We start from the raw sequence: 16,959 nt of genomic DNA on the forward strand, positions 1-16,959 counted from the left end.
ATGGCTGTCCCCCGGACAGCCATTTTTTTATTGTATATTCACAGTAATAAACTCCCCAAGCATTCTAACCATAGAGTATGCTTACAAAAGTTTTTGGTAGTGCCGTATTTGGTGTTGAGGCTACCACAATTACAGTAGAAGTGAACGTTGATAATGGCGTGGGGTATCATCTTGTGGGACTGCCAGATAACGCTATTAAAGAGAGCAATTACCGCATTGCCGCAGCACTTCAGAATAACGGATACAAAATTCCCGGAAAAAAACTGATTCTTAACATGTCACCTGCCGATTTGCGCAAGGAAGGCTCGGCGTACGATTTAACGCTTGCAATGGGTATTCTTGTTGCCACAGGTCAGATAAAAGAACAAAATCCATTGAGTGATTATGTAATTATGGGCGAACTTTCTCTCGACGGAAATTTGCAGCCCATTAAAGGAGCATTGCCCATTGCTATCAAAGCAAAAGAAGAAGGTTTCAAAGGGTTTATCCTTCCGAAGCAAAACGCTAAAGAAGCTGCCATCGTCGAAGAATTAGAGGTCTTTGCTATCGAGAATATAAGTCAAGTAATCGATTTTTTCAATGCTGAAATTCCCTTGGAACAAACCATCGTGGACCTCGAGGCAGAATTTTACGAACATCTCTCAGAACCTGAGTTTGATTTTGCTGATGTAAAAGGACAAGAATCTATAAAACGCTGTATGGAAATTGCAGCAGCAGGCGGTCATAATATTATATTGATAGGACCACCGGGAAGTGGAAAAACAATGCTAGCAAAAAGATTACCCAGTATTCTTCCACCCATGACCTTACAAGAATCGCTTGAAACTACAAAAATACATAGCGTTGCGGGACGAACATTAGAAAAAGCTGGAATTATGACTTCTCGACCTTTTAGGAGCCCACATCACACAATTAGCGATGTTGCACTCGTAGGTGGGGGCCAATACCCACAACCGGGAGAAATTTCGCTCGCCCACAATGGAGTATTGTTTTTAGATGAATTGCCGGAATTTAAACGAGGCGTATTAGAAGTAATGCGCCAACCACTTGAGGATAGAGATGTTACAATCTCTAGAGCGCGTTTCACGGTGACCTATCCAGCCAGTTTTATGCTCGTAGCAAGTATGAATCCAAGTCCTGGAGGCTATTTTAATGACCCAGATGCGCCAGTAACATCTTCGCCTGCTGAAATGCAAAGATATTTGAGTAAGATTTCAGGACCATTACTGGATAGAATTGACATCCATATTGAAGTAACTCCTGTACCCTTTGAAAAATTGAGCGACGAGCATAAGGGAGAACCCAGCACAGCAATACGAGAACGAGTTACCAACGCCCGAAAAATACAGAGCATACGCTTTACTGATTTTGAAAATATACATTACAATGCTCAAATGGGAGTAAAGCAAATAAGAGCATATTGCAAACTTGACGAGGCTTCGTTACAGCTATTGAAAACAGCAATGGAACGATTAAATCTCTCCGCTCGTGCCTATGACCGTATTTTAAAAGTAGCAAGAACCATAGCCGATTTAGAAAACGTAGAAAATATTAACAGAACACATATTGGCGAAGCCATTCAATATAGAAGTTTGGATAGAGATGGATGGTTTGGGTAGAAAAATTACTCGTTCAGCGTATTTGTAATCTTATCAATATTTAAACTATTAGCCATGGCATTAAAAATTGTATGGTAAGCCTTTTCATTGTCATACAATTCTTCGTGTGTGCCTTGTTCCATTACTTTTCCGTCTTCCATTACAATGACATTTTCGGCATCTATAATTTGAGAAATACTGTGTGATATAATGATAACAGTCCTTCCTTGTTTAATGGCATCTAAGCTTTTCTTTATTTGTTCAGTTGCAATGGCATCTAGACTTGCTGTTGGCTCGTCGAGAAAAATAATAGGAGGGTTTTTTAAGAATAAGCGAGCTATTGAAACCCTTTGCTGTTGTCCGCCAGAAAGCAATGTTGCTTTTGAATTATATCCATCAGGTAATTGAATAATCTGTTCATGGATGTGTGCTTTTTTTGCAGCAACGATTACCTCTTCACGGGTTGCGTTCTCTTTTCCGTAGAGAATGTTTTCTTCAATACTTCCATTAAAAATGTGATTTTTTTGTAATACTAAACCAATATTGTCTCTTAACCATTGAGTGTCATATTTCTGCAAGTCAATTCCGTCTAAATAAATAGCTCCCGTAGTTGGTTCATAAAATTTGTCCAGTAAATTAATAACGGTACTTTTTCCTGCCCCACTCAAACCCACTAATGCGTTAATGGTATTTGGTTTTATGACCATTGAAACGTCAAACAATGCTCTTGTTCCATTGGGATATGCAAAATCAATATTTTTAATTTCAAAATTTCCAATAATGTTTTCGGGAACATAAGTACCGCTAAATTCAGTTTCTTCATTGGCATCCATGATTTCGAAGAACGCTTCCGAATAAATCAAAGCATCATTCACTTCATCATAAATGCGATGGAGTTGCCTTATAGGGGCAGAAACATTATTGAATAACAAAATATGAAACATAATTGCACCAATATCCATAGTGCCATTTAAAACAAAATAGGATGTGAGTATTATAATGATAACAACCCCAAATTGCTCAGTGAATGTTTTTACGCCGTCAAACAGAAAACTTAATTGGCGGGTTTTCATTTGATTTTCAGTCATGTTGAACTGAATTTCTTCATGCTTTTTACTCTCTAAATCTTCTCTCGTAAAAGATTTTATAACCGTAATAGAATTTATTAGACTTATGATTCCGTTATTTCTAGACTCTCTAAAACCTCTCATTTTCCGTCTAAAACCTTTAAGTTTTGTTGCCTGTAAACTGCTTATGTAAAAAAAGACAGGAATAATGGCAAGACTAACTAACCCTATATAAATATTAGCTTGGAACATAAAGAACAGTGCAATTATTGCACTGGAAAATAAAGGAAGAATATCAATAAAAAAGTTTTTCACTAATTGTGTAAGACTTGAAATTCCAAGATCTATTCGCGTCTGTAACCTCCCGCTTTCATTATCTGGAGAACTATAAAAAGCCATTCTATAAGTTAAAATCTTATCTACAATTTGTTGGGCAAAATCTCTTGAAATATAAATCTTCATCTTTTCACCATAAAACTTTTGACCATATTGAATTAAAGCATAAAAAAACTCTTTAGATAATAAGATAACACTTATGGTTGTGAGTAGCGATATTCCATCTTGTATTGATTTGTTAGATTCGCTTAGTGAAGCTAGTTCATTAACTGCATATCGTAAAACGAGTGCATTTACTTGAGCTAAAAATGCGCCAACTAGCGTCAAAACCAAAGTTGCAAATGCTAAATATTTATAAGGTTTTACATATTTCAGTAATTTTTGAAATAGTTGTAAAAGGCTCAATCTTGATTTTTCTTCCATTATATAGAGATTTCTACACTTTAAATATCCTTTGTGCACTATGAGCATCATTTTATAAAAGTGGCTCAACGAAACTAGTCCAATTTTTTAAGTAATTCCACGTAACAATTTTCAACTTTATATAAAATTTTATAAAGAATGAAAGTTTTACATTTTTTAGATTTCGATTATATAAAAAGGTTTAAATAGATGTTGATAAACTTTAAATTTCCAGTAATAATATTTCAATATTTAAATTCCTTTTCTTAAATAAGCTTTTGTTTTTTAGCAGTTTATATTTCAAATATTTAATATTTCCGAGAAAATTATAACATTCATTCTTTTGTTTTTTAATGGTATTCGTGATTTAAACTTGATTTTTAAACACATCAACGAATAGATTTTGACGGCATCCTAATAATTTGTTAATTAAATCTTTATTACGCCCTGTATGTCAACGTACTATGGCGTTTTAGACCAACTAACTAAACCAACATGGCAGACTACCAACTCATAGATTCCTTGAAGCAAACCTTGCACATAGCGCAGGCACTCGCAAAGGAATACGCGCATGAAAAATATGGCGCCGCTCATTTACTCAAAGCATTGTTGCACAAGGAAATAGGCATGATGAAATTTATCGATGCCATGGGGCAAGATGCCTATTATGTGGAAGAATGGGCAGAGGTACGGCTGGAGACCATGCCAAAAACAGCAAAAGTTCCAGAAGCTCCCGCCGGAGACGCATCTGTTGAAGCCGTACTTTATGAGGCAGATAATATTAAACTCAAATTAGGTTTAGATACTGTCAATGAGCAATGTGTTCTGATTTCGATTTGTACGCCGGGTGTGGGTTTTTCTTATGATCAGCTCAAAACATTTCCACTTACTCCTAAGGAGATTTTTAATTTCATCGGAAATAAAACTACCTCAAATCCCTCGTCGAGCAATGCAGCTGCGTCTAGCGGCGGTAACGTGGCAACCGGAGCTGTAAGTACTGGCGAAACATTGAAGAAATATTGCATCGATAAAACGTTAGCGGCACAAAACGAATCCATGGAAAATATTTCGGGGCGTGATGCCGAAATAAAAATGATAACAGAAATTTTAGGAAGGCGATCAAAACCCAATGTACTTATTTTAGGAGATCCGGGCGTGGGGAAGACGGTGATGATGAATGGACTCTCGTATGCTTCGATTAGCGATTCTATGCCGGGTCATTTGCAAGATACGAAGGTGTTTGAATTAGATTTTATCGATCTTGTTTCTGGGGCAGGGTACAAAGGTGAAATAGAAGATAGATTGCAAAAGGTCTTTAATGAAATTAAAAAGTTTGCAAAACCTATTTTGTTGATTGATGAATTGAAGAATTTGACCGATAAAAATTCAGGAAATCAAGGGCTTGTAAATATTCTCAAATCTGAACTTAAAAAAGGAGAAGTTACCGTTATCGCTACGGCAACGAATGATGCTTTCAGGAAACATATTGAAGTGGACGAAGGACTTGCAAGACAATTTGAAATTGTTAGAATTAGTGAGCCTAGCGAGACAGAAGCACACAGGATGATTGCTAATTCGATGTCCTATTTTACGGATCATCATCAACTAGATATTGATGAGGATTCTATTTCCGAAGCCATACGCCTTGCAAAACGTTATAATAAGGAACGTAGTTTGCCGGATTCGGCGTTGGATTTAATTGATAGAACGATGTCTGCCGCAAAATATATGGTGGAGACTTCTATTCCTGAAATCGAAAAACTTGCAGGACGTTTGGATACATTGAAAAATGAAAAGCTGGAAGAGGCAAAACTTTTAGCTGAGCAGTCGTGGATGTACACGCAAATGAAGGATAAATTGAGTTATTTATTATTTGATGAATTGGGCGAAGATGACAGTTTTGAGAAGATAAATAAATCTAAAGAAGGTTTTAAAACCCTCGGAAACATCCTCAACAATTTAAAAACGATAGCTAGTAAAGAAAAAACAAGTATCAATAAAAATGATATTGCTTCAACAATTGCAAATAAAACGGGGATTCCAACAGGTAAATTACAATCTGATGAAAAGGAGCGTTTGCTCAATATAGAAGAAGTTTTGAAAAAACGTGTAATAGGTCAGGACCATGCGTGCAAAACAATCACTGAAGCTGTTTTAGAATCGCGTTCAGGACTTAGCAAGCCAGGATTGCCCATTGGGTCATTTTTCTTTTCGGGACCAACAGGAACCGGTAAAACGGAATTAGCAAAAGCACTCGCCGAATTTTTATTTCAAGACGAAACTTCCATCATTCGTTTTGATATGTCAGAGTTTAAAGAAGAGCATTCTGCCGCATTATTATACGGTGCACCTCCTGGATATGTGGGTTATGAAGAAGGTGGCTTATTGGTCAATAAAATAAGACAAAAGCCCTATTCAATTGTGCTATTTGATGAGATTGAAAAAGCACACCCTTCGGTTTTTGACATTTTTCTTCAAATACTTGATGAGGGAAAATTACACGATAGACTTGGAAAAGAAGGAGATTTCAGTAATGCTGTAATATTGTTTACTTCAAACATAGGGAGCCAACATGTGGTCGACACTTTTGCCAAAGGCGAAATTCCAAAGTCGAGCGACCTCTTAGAGATTATGGGAAATCATTTTAGACCAGAATTTTTAGGAAGATTGACCGAAATCATTCCATTCTCACCCATAACAAAAGAGAATGTAGAAAAGATATTTAAGATTCAATTAAAGGATTTGTACAAAGCACTTGCAAAACAGGAAATAGATTTAGAAATAAGTGACAAAGCTTCTGAAGTGCTCGCATTAAAAGGCTTTACCCCAAAGTATGGGGCAAGGCCATTGCGAGGTGTTATTCGTAGTGACTTAAGGTCACCGTTATCTAAAAAGATTATTTCGGGAGAAATTTCAAAAGGAACAAAAATCAAACTTGACATTGATAAAAAAGGCGAGTTAAAGTGGGATATTAAATAACAACTAAATAATTATTAACTAACAAAACTATAATGTTATGAGCGATACATACGGAATAGGTGGAACGGAAGTAAAAACAGATGCTAATGAAGCATTTGCCGAGATACCTCAAAATAGAACCCTACTAGTAGAAAAATTAACGAACGACCCGGCTATAAAACCAGTAGTTCAAAAAGGTTTGAAAACCGTTGACGAAGTATTTGATCACTATAAACCCGAAGTAGAGGTTGAGTTTGAAGATACAGATGGTGTGGGTAAAAAAGAAATGCTTCGATTTGCAAATCTTGGGGATTATGGTGCAAAAGGCATTACAAGACAGAGCAAGTTTTTAAAAGATCTTGACACTGAAAAAGACCAATATATTAAAGTTGTCAAGCAACTTAAGACCAATAAAATTTTAAAGACAGCATTGGATAACCCAGAATCAAAGCAGGCTTTACTAGATTCAATTCGCGCATTATTAACCGAAATAGAAGAAAACAAATAATATGGCATCACAAGAACAACAGCAGTTTTCACCAGTAGAAAATCCAGCACAGTTTTTAAAAGAAAGTAGTGATAAACTTGTAAAGTTTGGAGGATTTGACCTTTTAGAGGCAGCTATTGAAGGGGTTCAAAATATGAATCCAGAACGTAAAGCAAGAAAGCGTATTTTCTTAACAGAAATGGCAAAGAAAGACGAGCGTGAAACACTTAAAAAAACATTAGAGATTTGGTCAAAAGTATTGTCAGGAAGTGATGATATTGCTGAAATGGTTGAAGGATCTGAAAAGGCAGCAGCAGATGCACATCAATCTTTAAATAAAAATTTAGGGATAGCGATTAATGCAACAAGAGATCTAGAACGTTCATACAGATCTGTAGCTTTATTTTATAAAAACTGCGAATCTGATAAATTGAAAAATATTTCTATTGTAAATGCAGAGCTTGATCAAATGAAAGATCTTGATAATACGCGTTTTATCGATGCAATTTCAGAAGAACTTACAGGAGCTTATGACAGACTAGATCTTAGAGATAATTATGGTCTTCTAGTAATTCCTGGATATTTGGGTTCTAACAAAGTGGTAGAAAAATGGGCAAAAATTGCACATGAAAATAAAGTAATGTTAGTAACAGATTTTGAGCACCTTGATGAACCAGATGATGTAATGGAAATGTTCGAAGCTGCAAACTTAACAGGTGGAGATAAATATCGTTCAAATGTTATGATGGCCTGTAACTGGCTAGTAGGTAGAGGTAAGCATGACGAAGTGGGAGAAGAAGAAGATTTATATGTGCCACCTTCGTCTGCTTTGGCAGGGAAGGTTTACAGTACTTTGATGTCACAGGTTACCGCTGGTAAAAAGTTTGGTGGATTGAATGAAGTAGATGGCGTTCGTTTCGATTTGAAGAAAAGTGATATCGCCCAACTTGAAAAAATGGGGCTTGTGCCTATGGTAAATGAGTACGGTAAAGTAATGGCTTTTTCTGCAAAAACATTATTTAACGGAGACAACTTAGGGTTACAAACCTATTCTGTAGTACGAGTGTTTGATTATGTAACTAAAGTGTTAATGGATTTCTTAAACCGTCGTGCATTTGAAAACTTCAATGCAAGAACGCGTAAGGAATTAATGGGACAGATTGTAAAATTCCTTGATGGAATTACAGGACCAGACAAGTTGATTGAAGATTTTTCTATCAAACGTTTTGAGCAAGATCCAAATCAGAAAGATAGAATACATTTAGATATCCACATGACACCTTATTTCCCGGCTAAGAATTTTATGATTAAGATGGATGGACAAAAAGGAGATGATGGAACCCAATGGGACTCAGATTACGAACAACAGTAATACGATAAATACCAACCAGAAATTAAAGGCAGTCTATTTAGGCTGTCTTTTTTCGTTTCAATAATTTTATTCCTAAAAATAACAGAGCGATTCCTATCATTATATGCCAGGCATATTTTTCTAGGAAATTACGTTCAATACTTTTTACTAAATATGGGTTTTCTGGGTCATAACTAATCTCAACAGTATCACCCACTTCTTTAAAAGAGCCAACAAATGGAAGTCCGTATAGTTGAATTTTACTTGAAATAGTGTCTAATTTTTCTGAAATGAACCATATTTCAGCAATATCGTACGTTGTTCTCCCAGAGGTGTTTGTTTTAATGGAGGTTATTGTGGCTTTAGATATTTTTTCATCATTTATAGAATTAAACTCTAAAGCGAATAAGCAGATAAAGTATAAGAAAAAAACCATAGTAAATTATGAAATTATTTTTTCTAAAATTGATTTCATAGAACCCATTCCATGTTTGTCAACTGAATTTGAATATGGAATAACTTCCTTTATTGTAGACACATAATCTATATTATTTTCTTTGGCATATTCTATTAATTCCTCAATTTCTAATAGCGCATCACGGGTATCATTACCTAAATCTTGAATAATTAATTTTATAAAATTGTCTTTGAAAGATTCAACTTTTATATCATCTTCATAGATTCCAAAGTAGGTGTTAAATAGATCTGAATTAGAAAAAGCATTCCATAATAAATCTCTTTCTCCTTTATTTAAATTATCAAAATCGTTAATCAATGTATTGCTTGCTTTTGCTAGGATATACTTATTATAGTTTAGGAAATTTTGATTCTCTATTTGCACTTTTTCCATCCATCCATCCTTATTAATATCAATTTTGTCTGTTATATACTTTTGTTTAGAAAGAATTAATTCTCTCTCTGTATTTATAATTAGTTTTATTAATTGATCTATTTTTTTCATACTTATTTACATGGGGGCACCATCTTTCCATTACTTTCTGTATATCCAGCTGCTTTAAGTTGTTTTAACTCAGCCGCAAAAACAGAGGGGTTTCCTTTATTTCCTCCTTTTTGAGAAATTAAAGTTGTAGCATTTTGAAGACTTACGATTTGAAATTCTTTACCAGCGTCTATCCCACCTTGGACCCACGATTTGTTAACTCCAGGACTCCATCTTTTCGAATCTAAAACTTGGTAACCATTTTGTTTTTTATAATTTTTAGTATCGTCCAATATACCGATAACTGGTACATCAGTACTATTTTTATTTAATTGATATTGTTTCCAGCCCTCTTGCGCATCTAAATCATTACTTTTAGGTTTATTGAAACGCATTTGATTGCTGTCATCAAAAGTACCTTGCATGCCTTGCTCAAATTCACCAAAAGTTGTGAATTCAAGTCCATAAATATCTAGCTGTTTATTAGAGTCATTTACATATCCATATAAATTTGTGCTTTTTCCAGCGAGTCTTACAGGATCCTGAGAAATATAAACTCCTTCTTCAGCGGCATAATACCTAAACCTATTATAATACAAATGCGTCTCTTCATCTTCATACTGCCCTTGAAATCTAAATGGACAATCTGCTAGACTTCCTTTAACTAAGGTACGTATTTTTCCATAGATGTCATATTCAACTTCCCAAACTTTGTTCCCTTGCTTATCATACATTTCAACGGGCGTACCTAAGTAATCTGTAATGATTGAAAAATGCTCGTCATCAATTATCTTTGCCGCAGGTTTGAACGTATCTTCGTCAAATATCCAAGTCGTAAATCCTTTTTTAGGGATTGGAGTCTCTATTTCATCGCCTTCTTCTTTTTGAACTTCAATATCTTCGATTAAAGACTGATGTTCAAATCCTAATGGTTCAATTTTATCTTTTGTAATATCACCAAATTCATCTACCTGCCAGTTAGGGCGGTCATCTATATTATATTTCCATTCATGCAAAGGAACATTGCCATTCCAAACCCATCTGGTAATAATGGTATCTTTGTGCGACATTCTCGGTGCAACGATTTTTGCTGTTCGTCTTCCAAGCGCGTCATATTCAAAACTGATGTTCTCACCATTGGGTTTGCTCACATTTTTAAGCATCCCGGTACCGTACCAACTGTAATTCCAATCACCAGTTGCGGTAAGTTTTGTAATTAAATTACCCTCTGCGTCATATTTGTAGGTGGTGCCATTCGCTTTTAATAATTTTCCTCCTTTACCATATTCACGGTCATTTTGGTCTTTATTCCGAAATAGATTTCCAACCTCATCAGGTAACTTGTAATCAAATTGGTTGTTTTCATAACGGGCACTTGCGAGATTTCCAAAACTATCATGAGCGTATGTTACATGACCGTTGGTCAATTCGTTGGTCATTTTCCGAAGTTGGTCATCTGCATTCCATTGATAACTACGGTTGCGTTGTTCTTTATGGATGCTATTTACTTTTTGAGCTATTGGCCTGCCCGCAGAATCATATTGAAAAGTACTTTTAATATTTCCTGGTAATACACGTTCAATTTCTTGGCCAATGCTATTGTATTTATAGGAAGCTGACCATGAATTTTCTTTATCTACGGTAGCTTTGGTTTGTGTTACCAATCCAGATTTATTTCGGGTTACGTCTATTTTTGCGCCTAAATTACTTGTAATTCCCACCTTATTTCCGAAGATATCATATTCACTTTCAACATTGTACCCGTTTTGGTCTTCCGACAGAATATTGCCAGCTTGATCCCGAAGTAACGTAACTTTTGTGAGTTGGTTGACAGCTTCAATGAGATGCCCATCTGAGTTATAACTAAAGGTTTCCCAGGTGCCATCACTGTATTCGTTGCGGGTGAGCTGGCCATTGGTGTTGTATTCCTGCTCGGTGTATTTTCCATCGGGTCTAACAGTTTTAATTATTTTTCCAGAAATGTCCCGGATATATTCACGCCGAAGGCCATCAAAACCAGTTTCGTTTACAATGTTTCCGTTTTTGTTACGGCCAAAAAGATACCGCTCATCATGTTCGTTTTCAATGGCAACGAGTTGTTCTTCAGTATTATATTTAAATTCGACCTCAACACTATTTTCTTTTCGCTGTCTTAAACTACCCAAAGGAGTATAGTCAAAACGTACTATATTCTTTTTTGCATCTATGATTTCAATTACCTCGTCATAAGCGTTATAACTCAGAGAAATAATATTATGGTCTGGTAACTTCACTTTTGTAACTCTATCGAGAGCGTCGTATGTAAATTGCTCGGTGTGGTTTTCTGCATTCGTTTTTTGAATGCAATTACCCCAGGCATCATACTGCCAAGTAGCAATTCCTTTATTCGGAAATATAACTTTCTTGAGATTTAAGTCTTTGTTATAAAAAAGTAGTGTCTCATTACTCTTGCTATCTGTGATGGTTTCAATTAAACCAAAAGAATTATACGCAAAACTTGAAGTGTTGCCGTTTGCATCTACGGTAGCAAATAGTTTGTCCTCAACAAAAACTTTAGAGTTTGTAGCACCTTCCGGCGAAATAGTTAAAATTAATCTTTCCTCTTCGTCATACATAAATGAATAGGCAGAGCCATCTGGCTGGACAAGGTTTTTTAAATTTCCGCGGTCATCATAACTATACCCAGTTATATTTCCTTCCTCGTCAATATCGCGATATGGTTCCATGAACTCTGTATATTCATGAAATATATGTCCGCCTTCTGGATTCGTTACTTGGGTGCACAGATTGTTGCTGTCAAAATAATAGATAGTTTGATGCCCCAGAGAGTTGATTACCAAATTTTGACCCTTTCCATATACTATTTTACCCGCAAGAATTCCTCCATCACCCCACGTTTTTGTGCATTTTGCTCCTGTACTTTTGCCGTCATATTCCCAATAAAAAGATTGGCCATTTCGGTCCGTCTTTTTTATCATTAGGTGGTTTTGATATTCCATTGTGGTGGTTTTACCCATCGCATCGGTAATTCCAATTAAATCACCCTGTTCATTGTAAGAATAAGCGATTAAAATTTTGTGCGCGCCATCATGTGTAGCCGTAATTTTTGTAACCCTTCCTTCGGCATCTGTTGTAATATTTATTCTCCTTCCGGCGGTATCAATAATCTGTTCTAAATTATTAGCTGCGTTATAATAAAATGTATTTGACAGTCCATCAGAATTTTTAATTTCTGAAATTTTAAACACTGAAGAAGTACTCTTTGAAAACACATGTGTTAATCCAGAATCGTGGTCTTTTACTTCATATGTCGTACTATCAATACAAGTGAGGGTTAATTTTTCTTGTCGTAAATAGTAGGAATCTTTTTCAGCAATCAATAATGGAAAACTGGTCACTCTGCCGTCTGGTAATCTAAGTACAATTGCTTGGTCGGCCTCTTCAATATGTAGCGCGGTATCATAATTACAATGAAACCCATGACCCATAATCCCTTTGTATCCAGAATCTGAATACCAATTGCGCTGCCAAGAAATAGGAATAACGCCTGGAATATAAAAATCCTCCCCATCATAGACCATGCGCCCAGTAATTAAGTCAACGGGTTCAAAACCCATTTTACAGAGCTTTTTGCTGAGTCCTTGTGTGGCAGGAAATTTTTTTAATACAGAATGATTTAATTTCTTCAATCCTTTACCAGCAGCTTTCATTGCTGCTCCCATACCAAAGGACATTGCTAATCCCAAAAGCGCACCAACTACATCTGGCACATAAGGACCACCTACGATTACCGGAGGACCTTTAGGAATTGGAATTGTTGCCGATGAAGGAAGATATAAGCCCGGTTTTGGTTTCATTTTTTTTCCCGGTGCGGCGGTGAGTGGCATTCCCACATCGTTACAGGACATGACCATAAAGCCGGAAGCACTAAAATAAGAACCATCTGCCGTAACTCGAGGACTTCCAAAAAAATTGTTAGAATCATGACCTATCGTTGGCGCCATTTGGAAAGGTCCCCCCATGGGTATGTGTACTTTAGTACCTAGCATTCCAGCTGTTGTACTATTTCCGCGGGGCGTTTTATTTACCATAACGGTAGCGCCTACTTTAGGAACATAATCCATGGGGTCCATAATCATCCCAACGAATGGATGGGGTAGTGGAGTAGGCACAGGACCGGCAGGCGTAGGGATCATTACAATGTGTATGTCCACGCCCATTACAGGATCCATATGTTTATTTGCTGGCATCATAGCCTAAAACCAATTGAATAAGGATAGCTTGCGCTTTTCCATTTCTTTTCTTTTCGCCTCTACTTGACTTCTCCAATCTTCACCGTCAACGGTAATCATAAAAGTGTCTATTTCCTTACATTGTTCTTTATCATTCTGCTTGTCTAATATGTTGTAGTAGTCTGCCGCAATAAAGGTCATGCAAGTTGATTGAAGTGTATCAACTTCTTGCTGGCTGCCAAATTCGTACGCCTTTTCTACAATAGATTTGTATTGTTCCTTATCTTTTTTCTTAATAGCATTGTATGCCAACCACCACGCTGTCAACGGCTGTTGTGGGTAGCCATATTCAAGTGCGATATCTGCTTGTTTGCAAAATAGGGTTGCGGCATCTTCTGGTTTTTTTTCCAATTGTTTTGCGCTTGCTTGAAAACCATAGACCTGAATAAGTATAGGTTTGCAGTTATCATCTCCAGATTTTAGTCCTTGTTTAGCAAGTGTAAGCGCCTTTGATAACAATTCTTGAATGATTTCAAATTCCTTGAATTCAAACAACATTCCTGCATATACGATGTGCGCTGTGGCAAAAAAACTTTTAAGTCCAGAGCGTTGCGCCGCCTCAATGGCTTTTTTGCCCCATAGATGGACGCTTTCTGTGTTATTATTACTTACGGCCTTTGACATTTTTGCAACACACTTTCTAAACTGCACGTCAGGTTTATTGGGATCTCCGGCTTCAGATATTTTTGAAATAGCACCATCAAGATCCAATGGAACAGAAAGTGATTTACCCAGATCTTCCGCTTCCTTCATTGTAAGATCAAAATGTCGCTCGTCTGCATAATCAAAAATCATAAACCGAACGTGTTCTGGTAATCCAAATTCAATCATTGTAACCAACCATTTACCGTAATCGTTTGTATCTTCAATGCTATAAGGAAATAATGTAAACGTAAGCACTCTGTCATCTTCTGGTAGTAGATTTTGAAAATCATGGAGCATTTCAATCAATAAGAGGTTGTTTTCTTTTTGGTCTTCGGAAATTTTAGCTTCATAAACACTTGTGTCCCAATTGTAATTGGGGTCTCTTTCTTTTAACGCTTTAATGGTTTCAGTGTCTTTTTTGTATGATTCTATCCAGTTTTGAATAAGGTTTTTACTGTGATTTTTAGCTGAGGTAAATGGCGTCAATAGCACGATTATCATGTCTGGCAAATTTCCGCTTGCGGTAGATTCTAACCTTAAGAAACCTTCGTAGAGTCTGGCTTGTTCTGGAATGATGAGCCAACGTACTAACTTTAAGAGTGGAAATGGAGTAACCTCTTCTTTCCATTTATTTTGTATTTGCGTAACTAGCTGGGCTATGGGATTGTGTTCGAGGCTCATTGTTCATTAATTAAGATTAACTACACCACCTTTTACGTTTGTCATCCCCGAACCATTTATATCTACCATTGCACCTTCTAATTTTGAACTAGCATCTGCTTTCGATTCAATCATTAAAGCTTTTGTGGACGATTTTATTCCGGCCTTTAATTCGTGATTCATCTCTGCTTTTACATTGATGTTCTTAGCAGATTTTTGAAGAATATCTCCAGTAGCATCTATGGTGAAGTTTCCTTTTGATTTTAAAAGAAGGTCTCCACCGGCATCGATTACAATATTTTTTATTGCCGTGATGCTTATACTATCATCTTCGGCATTTATGAGGATGGTGTTGTTCTTTTTGTCTGTTATCGTGATGCTTTCTTTTCCGTCCTCATCATTAAATTTTATTAAACTTCCACCTTTTGTCTTAATGGCTTTGATAAAATTATGCTCCTCTCCAACGCTTCCATCTGGTTTTTGATTTTTGTGATAGACAGAACCAACGACATAAGGACATTCTGCATTTCCACCTTCAAAATCTACGATTACTTGATCACCAATTTCAGGAAAAAACTGAATACCTTGTTCGTTACCTGCGTGTGGTACAGCAACACGAATCCACGGACTTTGGTCTCCCGTATCATTTTGCCAAGCAAATTGAACTCGTACTCTATTTAATTTATCTGGGTCCTCGTGATTTTTTGTAATGATTGCAATTTGACTTCCAGATTTTGGGTAGTCGTTTATATCTGTTAGTGGCGAGGCGTCTAGGTCACCGGAGACACCTTCAAATTGGTTTGTGTAACCACCAATATAGCTTACTGTATGCGTTACTTTTGTCATACGGTATTTTTCTCCGTCAACGTCTATTAATTTACCTATTGTAACGCCAGGATTTAAGCTCAATCCCTTCACTTTAATTTGGTTTAATGCAATTGCCTCTCGTTGTTTTTTTCCTAATATTTTTAGTAAGTCGTTTGTATTGTGGTCGTCAAATAGATTCAACCAGATGTTTTTTTTGTTCCTAAAAATGTTCTCACCCGCCTTATCTGTAGTAGTGGTTTTATTATTATGAAAACTAATGCCTCCTTTTGAGTCATCATCAACGATTTTATCTTCTGTGTAATTATTTGAGACAAATTTGTAATTATGAGATTGCGGGATTAATTGGGTTTGAATGTCAATTAAATCAAAATTGAATTCTAGATGGACTACCTCATCGCTAGGTTTACCAAAATAGACTGTATCATTATCATAATAGAACCACTCACCGTAACGTCTTGCCAATCTGTGTAAAAATTGATAGGAGCTTTCATTGTGTTGAACGATATATTGAAATACGCCACTATACGAAGGAGAAATTACTGTTTTGAGCCCATACTCGCTACAACAATCTTTAGCTATATCCCTAAGATTTTTTTCTTCAAAAGATTTATATGTTGGCCCGTCATCTGAGATGATGTCGTTACTTTTAGCGGAAATGATGATAATATTTCCCATCTCTGAGTTTTCACCTCGAACAATTGAAATTTCAGTAATAATTCCAGAAAATTTAAGTTCATTTATTGTCTGTTTTATATATTTTGAACTTATTTCAACTGAAATTCTTTCGCCAAGATATTCTTTGCTTTTTAGCCCATGATTTTCTATGGGTTCATTTCCTTCAAAAATATCCATAGGGAAGTGGACAATCAATTCGGTATGTGTTTTAATATCTTGGATAAGCTTTAGGTGCTGGAAACCCTCCACTGCTTTGCCGCTTATATGTATAGTAGTTGTTTGTAATACTGCCATGAGGGGGAGTTTTTATGTGAATTTTTTTGAAGTCCACACCTCAGTATGCACCGCATCATTTAACTCAAGGATTCTTGCCGAAATTTTTATTTCGGTCTTCATGGGTACTGCATTGTATGCATCAAATATTTCTTTGTAAAATACACAGACGGCATCCTCAAAAACCAATGTTTTGTTGCTGGACATAACGTCTCTTTTATAAAATACTACTTTCCCTTTTTTAAATTCGTAAGGGTTGAGCATCCAGTGTGTTAAATTTGTGTTTTGGGTAGATTCTATAGTTATATGTATCAATCCACTGCGAACTGCCTCTATAACACGCCCACTATGATCAATTTTTTGAGAAAATTCATAGGAACAAAAAAGCACGTTCATTTCATCATCTTCGATGATTATTTTTGCTAAAAAGGACATAATGGCTGGATA

The 16,959-nt window shown here is 36.2% G+C and carries 11 protein-coding genes; 4 read left to right on the forward strand and 7 right to left on the reverse strand.

The annotated features are described in order from the left end of the window. The first annotated feature begins 77 nt into the window (after positions 1–77). Entirely contained in the window at positions 78–1,619 is a 1,542-nt protein-coding gene (locus tag ACSHW7_RS12105; protein ID WP_435679619.1) for a YifB family Mg chelatase-like AAA ATPase, read from the forward strand. A gap of 5 nt (positions 1,620–1,624) precedes the next feature. Here the strand turns inward: ACSHW7_RS12105 and ACSHW7_RS12110 are convergent, their stop codons facing one another. Further along, on the reverse strand, positions 1,625–3,424 hold the full coding sequence (locus ACSHW7_RS12110; protein WP_435679620.1) for an ABC transporter ATP-binding protein: 1,800 nt from the start codon (positions 3,422–3,424) through the stop codon (positions 1,625–1,627). A 474-nt stretch (positions 3,425–3,898) separates the two neighbouring features. Between ACSHW7_RS12110 and ACSHW7_RS12115 the strand changes: the two genes are divergently transcribed. From ACSHW7_RS12115 to ACSHW7_RS12125, 3 genes are read left to right on the forward strand one after another with little or no spacing between them, the layout of a single operon-like run. After that, positions 3,899–6,382: an ATP-dependent Clp protease ATP-binding subunit gene (locus ACSHW7_RS12115; RefSeq protein ID WP_435679621.1), complete on the forward strand. Its 2,484-nt coding sequence runs from the start codon at positions 3,899–3,901 to the stop codon at positions 6,380–6,382. A gap of 37 nt (positions 6,383–6,419) precedes the next feature. Further along, positions 6,420–6,869 (forward strand): hypothetical protein, encoded by a 450-nt coding sequence (locus ACSHW7_RS12120; RefSeq protein WP_435679622.1) that lies wholly within the window; start codon positions 6,420–6,422, stop codon positions 6,867–6,869. A 1-nt stretch (position 6,870) separates the two neighbouring features. After that, positions 6,871–8,220 carry a DUF5458 family protein gene (locus ACSHW7_RS12125; RefSeq protein WP_435679623.1) on the forward strand — a complete coding sequence of 450 codons (1,350 nt, stop codon included), beginning with the start codon at positions 6,871–6,873 and terminating at the stop codon, positions 8,218–8,220. A 37-nt stretch (positions 8,221–8,257) separates the two neighbouring features. Here ACSHW7_RS12125 and ACSHW7_RS12130 read toward each other — a convergent pair whose 3' ends face one another. Genes ACSHW7_RS12130 through tssD form a run of 6 tightly spaced genes read right to left on the reverse strand, consistent with a single transcriptional unit; the run spans position 8,258 to position 16,947 of the window. After that, a complete protein-coding gene (locus ACSHW7_RS12130; protein ID WP_435679624.1) occupies positions 8,258–8,635 on the reverse strand; it encodes a hypothetical protein in 378 nt (125 codons plus the stop codon). A 6-nt stretch (positions 8,636–8,641) separates the two neighbouring features. Then, entirely contained in the window at positions 8,642–9,160 is a 519-nt protein-coding gene (locus ACSHW7_RS12135) for a hypothetical protein (protein ID WP_435679625.1), read from the reverse strand. Positions 9,161–9,162: 2 nt separating this feature from the next. Then, complete coding sequence (locus tag ACSHW7_RS12140; RefSeq protein WP_435679626.1) at positions 9,163–13,392, reverse strand: DUF6531 domain-containing protein; 4,230 nt, start codon at positions 13,390–13,392, stop codon at positions 9,163–9,165. 3 nt (positions 13,393–13,395) lie between these two features. Beyond that, positions 13,396–14,757, reverse strand: a complete 1,362-nt coding sequence (locus tag ACSHW7_RS12145) for a hypothetical protein (protein ID WP_435679627.1) — start codon at positions 14,755–14,757, stop codon at positions 13,396–13,398. A 6-nt stretch (positions 14,758–14,763) separates the two neighbouring features. Next, the gene (locus ACSHW7_RS12150) at positions 14,764–16,533 is read right to left on the reverse strand and encodes a type VI secretion system Vgr family protein (RefSeq protein ID WP_435679628.1); all 1,770 of its coding nucleotides are present in this window, start codon (positions 16,531–16,533) and stop codon (positions 14,764–14,766) included. A gap of 12 nt (positions 16,534–16,545) precedes the next feature. Continuing rightward, entirely contained in the window at positions 16,546–16,947 is a 402-nt protein-coding gene (tssD, locus tag ACSHW7_RS12155) for a type VI secretion system tube protein TssD (protein WP_435679629.1), read from the reverse strand. Positions 16,948–16,959: the final 12 nt, after the last annotated feature.

Source organism: Patiriisocius sp. (genome assembly GCF_051252435.1).
GTDB lineage: Bacteria > Bacteroidota > Bacteroidia > Flavobacteriales > Flavobacteriaceae > Patiriisocius.

Bases quoted from the DNA above. Each gene is read 5' to 3' on its own strand.
- ACSHW7_RS12135 (WP_435679625.1), bottom strand. From the start codon at position 9,160: ATGAAAAAAATAGATCAATTAATAAAACTAATTATAAATACAGAGAGA.
- ACSHW7_RS12125 (WP_435679623.1), top strand. From the start codon at position 6,871: ATGGCATCACAAGAACAACAGCAGTTTTCACCAGTAGAAAATCCAGCA.
- ACSHW7_RS12130 (WP_435679624.1), bottom strand. From the start codon at position 8,635: ATGGTTTTTTTCTTATACTTTATCTGCTTATTCGCTTTAGAGTTTAAT.
- ACSHW7_RS12150 (WP_435679628.1), bottom strand. From the start codon at position 16,533: ATGGCAGTATTACAAACAACTACTATACATATAAGCGGCAAAGCAGTG.
- ACSHW7_RS12145 (WP_435679627.1), bottom strand. From the start codon at position 14,757: ATGAGCCTCGAACACAATCCCATAGCCCAGCTAGTTACGCAAATACAA.
- ACSHW7_RS12115 (WP_435679621.1), top strand. From the start codon at position 3,899: ATGGCAGACTACCAACTCATAGATTCCTTGAAGCAAACCTTGCACATA.
- ACSHW7_RS12110 (WP_435679620.1), bottom strand. From the start codon at position 3,424: ATGGAAGAAAAATCAAGATTGAGCCTTTTACAACTATTTCAAAAATTA.
- tssD (WP_435679629.1), bottom strand. From the start codon at position 16,947: ATGTCCTTTTTAGCAAAAATAATCATCGAAGATGATGAAATGAACGTG.
- ACSHW7_RS12140 (WP_435679626.1), bottom strand. From the start codon at position 13,392: ATGATGCCAGCAAATAAACATATGGATCCTGTAATGGGCGTGGACATA.
- ACSHW7_RS12105 (WP_435679619.1), top strand. From the start codon at position 78: ATGCTTACAAAAGTTTTTGGTAGTGCCGTATTTGGTGTTGAGGCTACC.
- ACSHW7_RS12120 (WP_435679622.1), top strand. From the start codon at position 6,420: ATGAGCGATACATACGGAATAGGTGGAACGGAAGTAAAAACAGATGCT.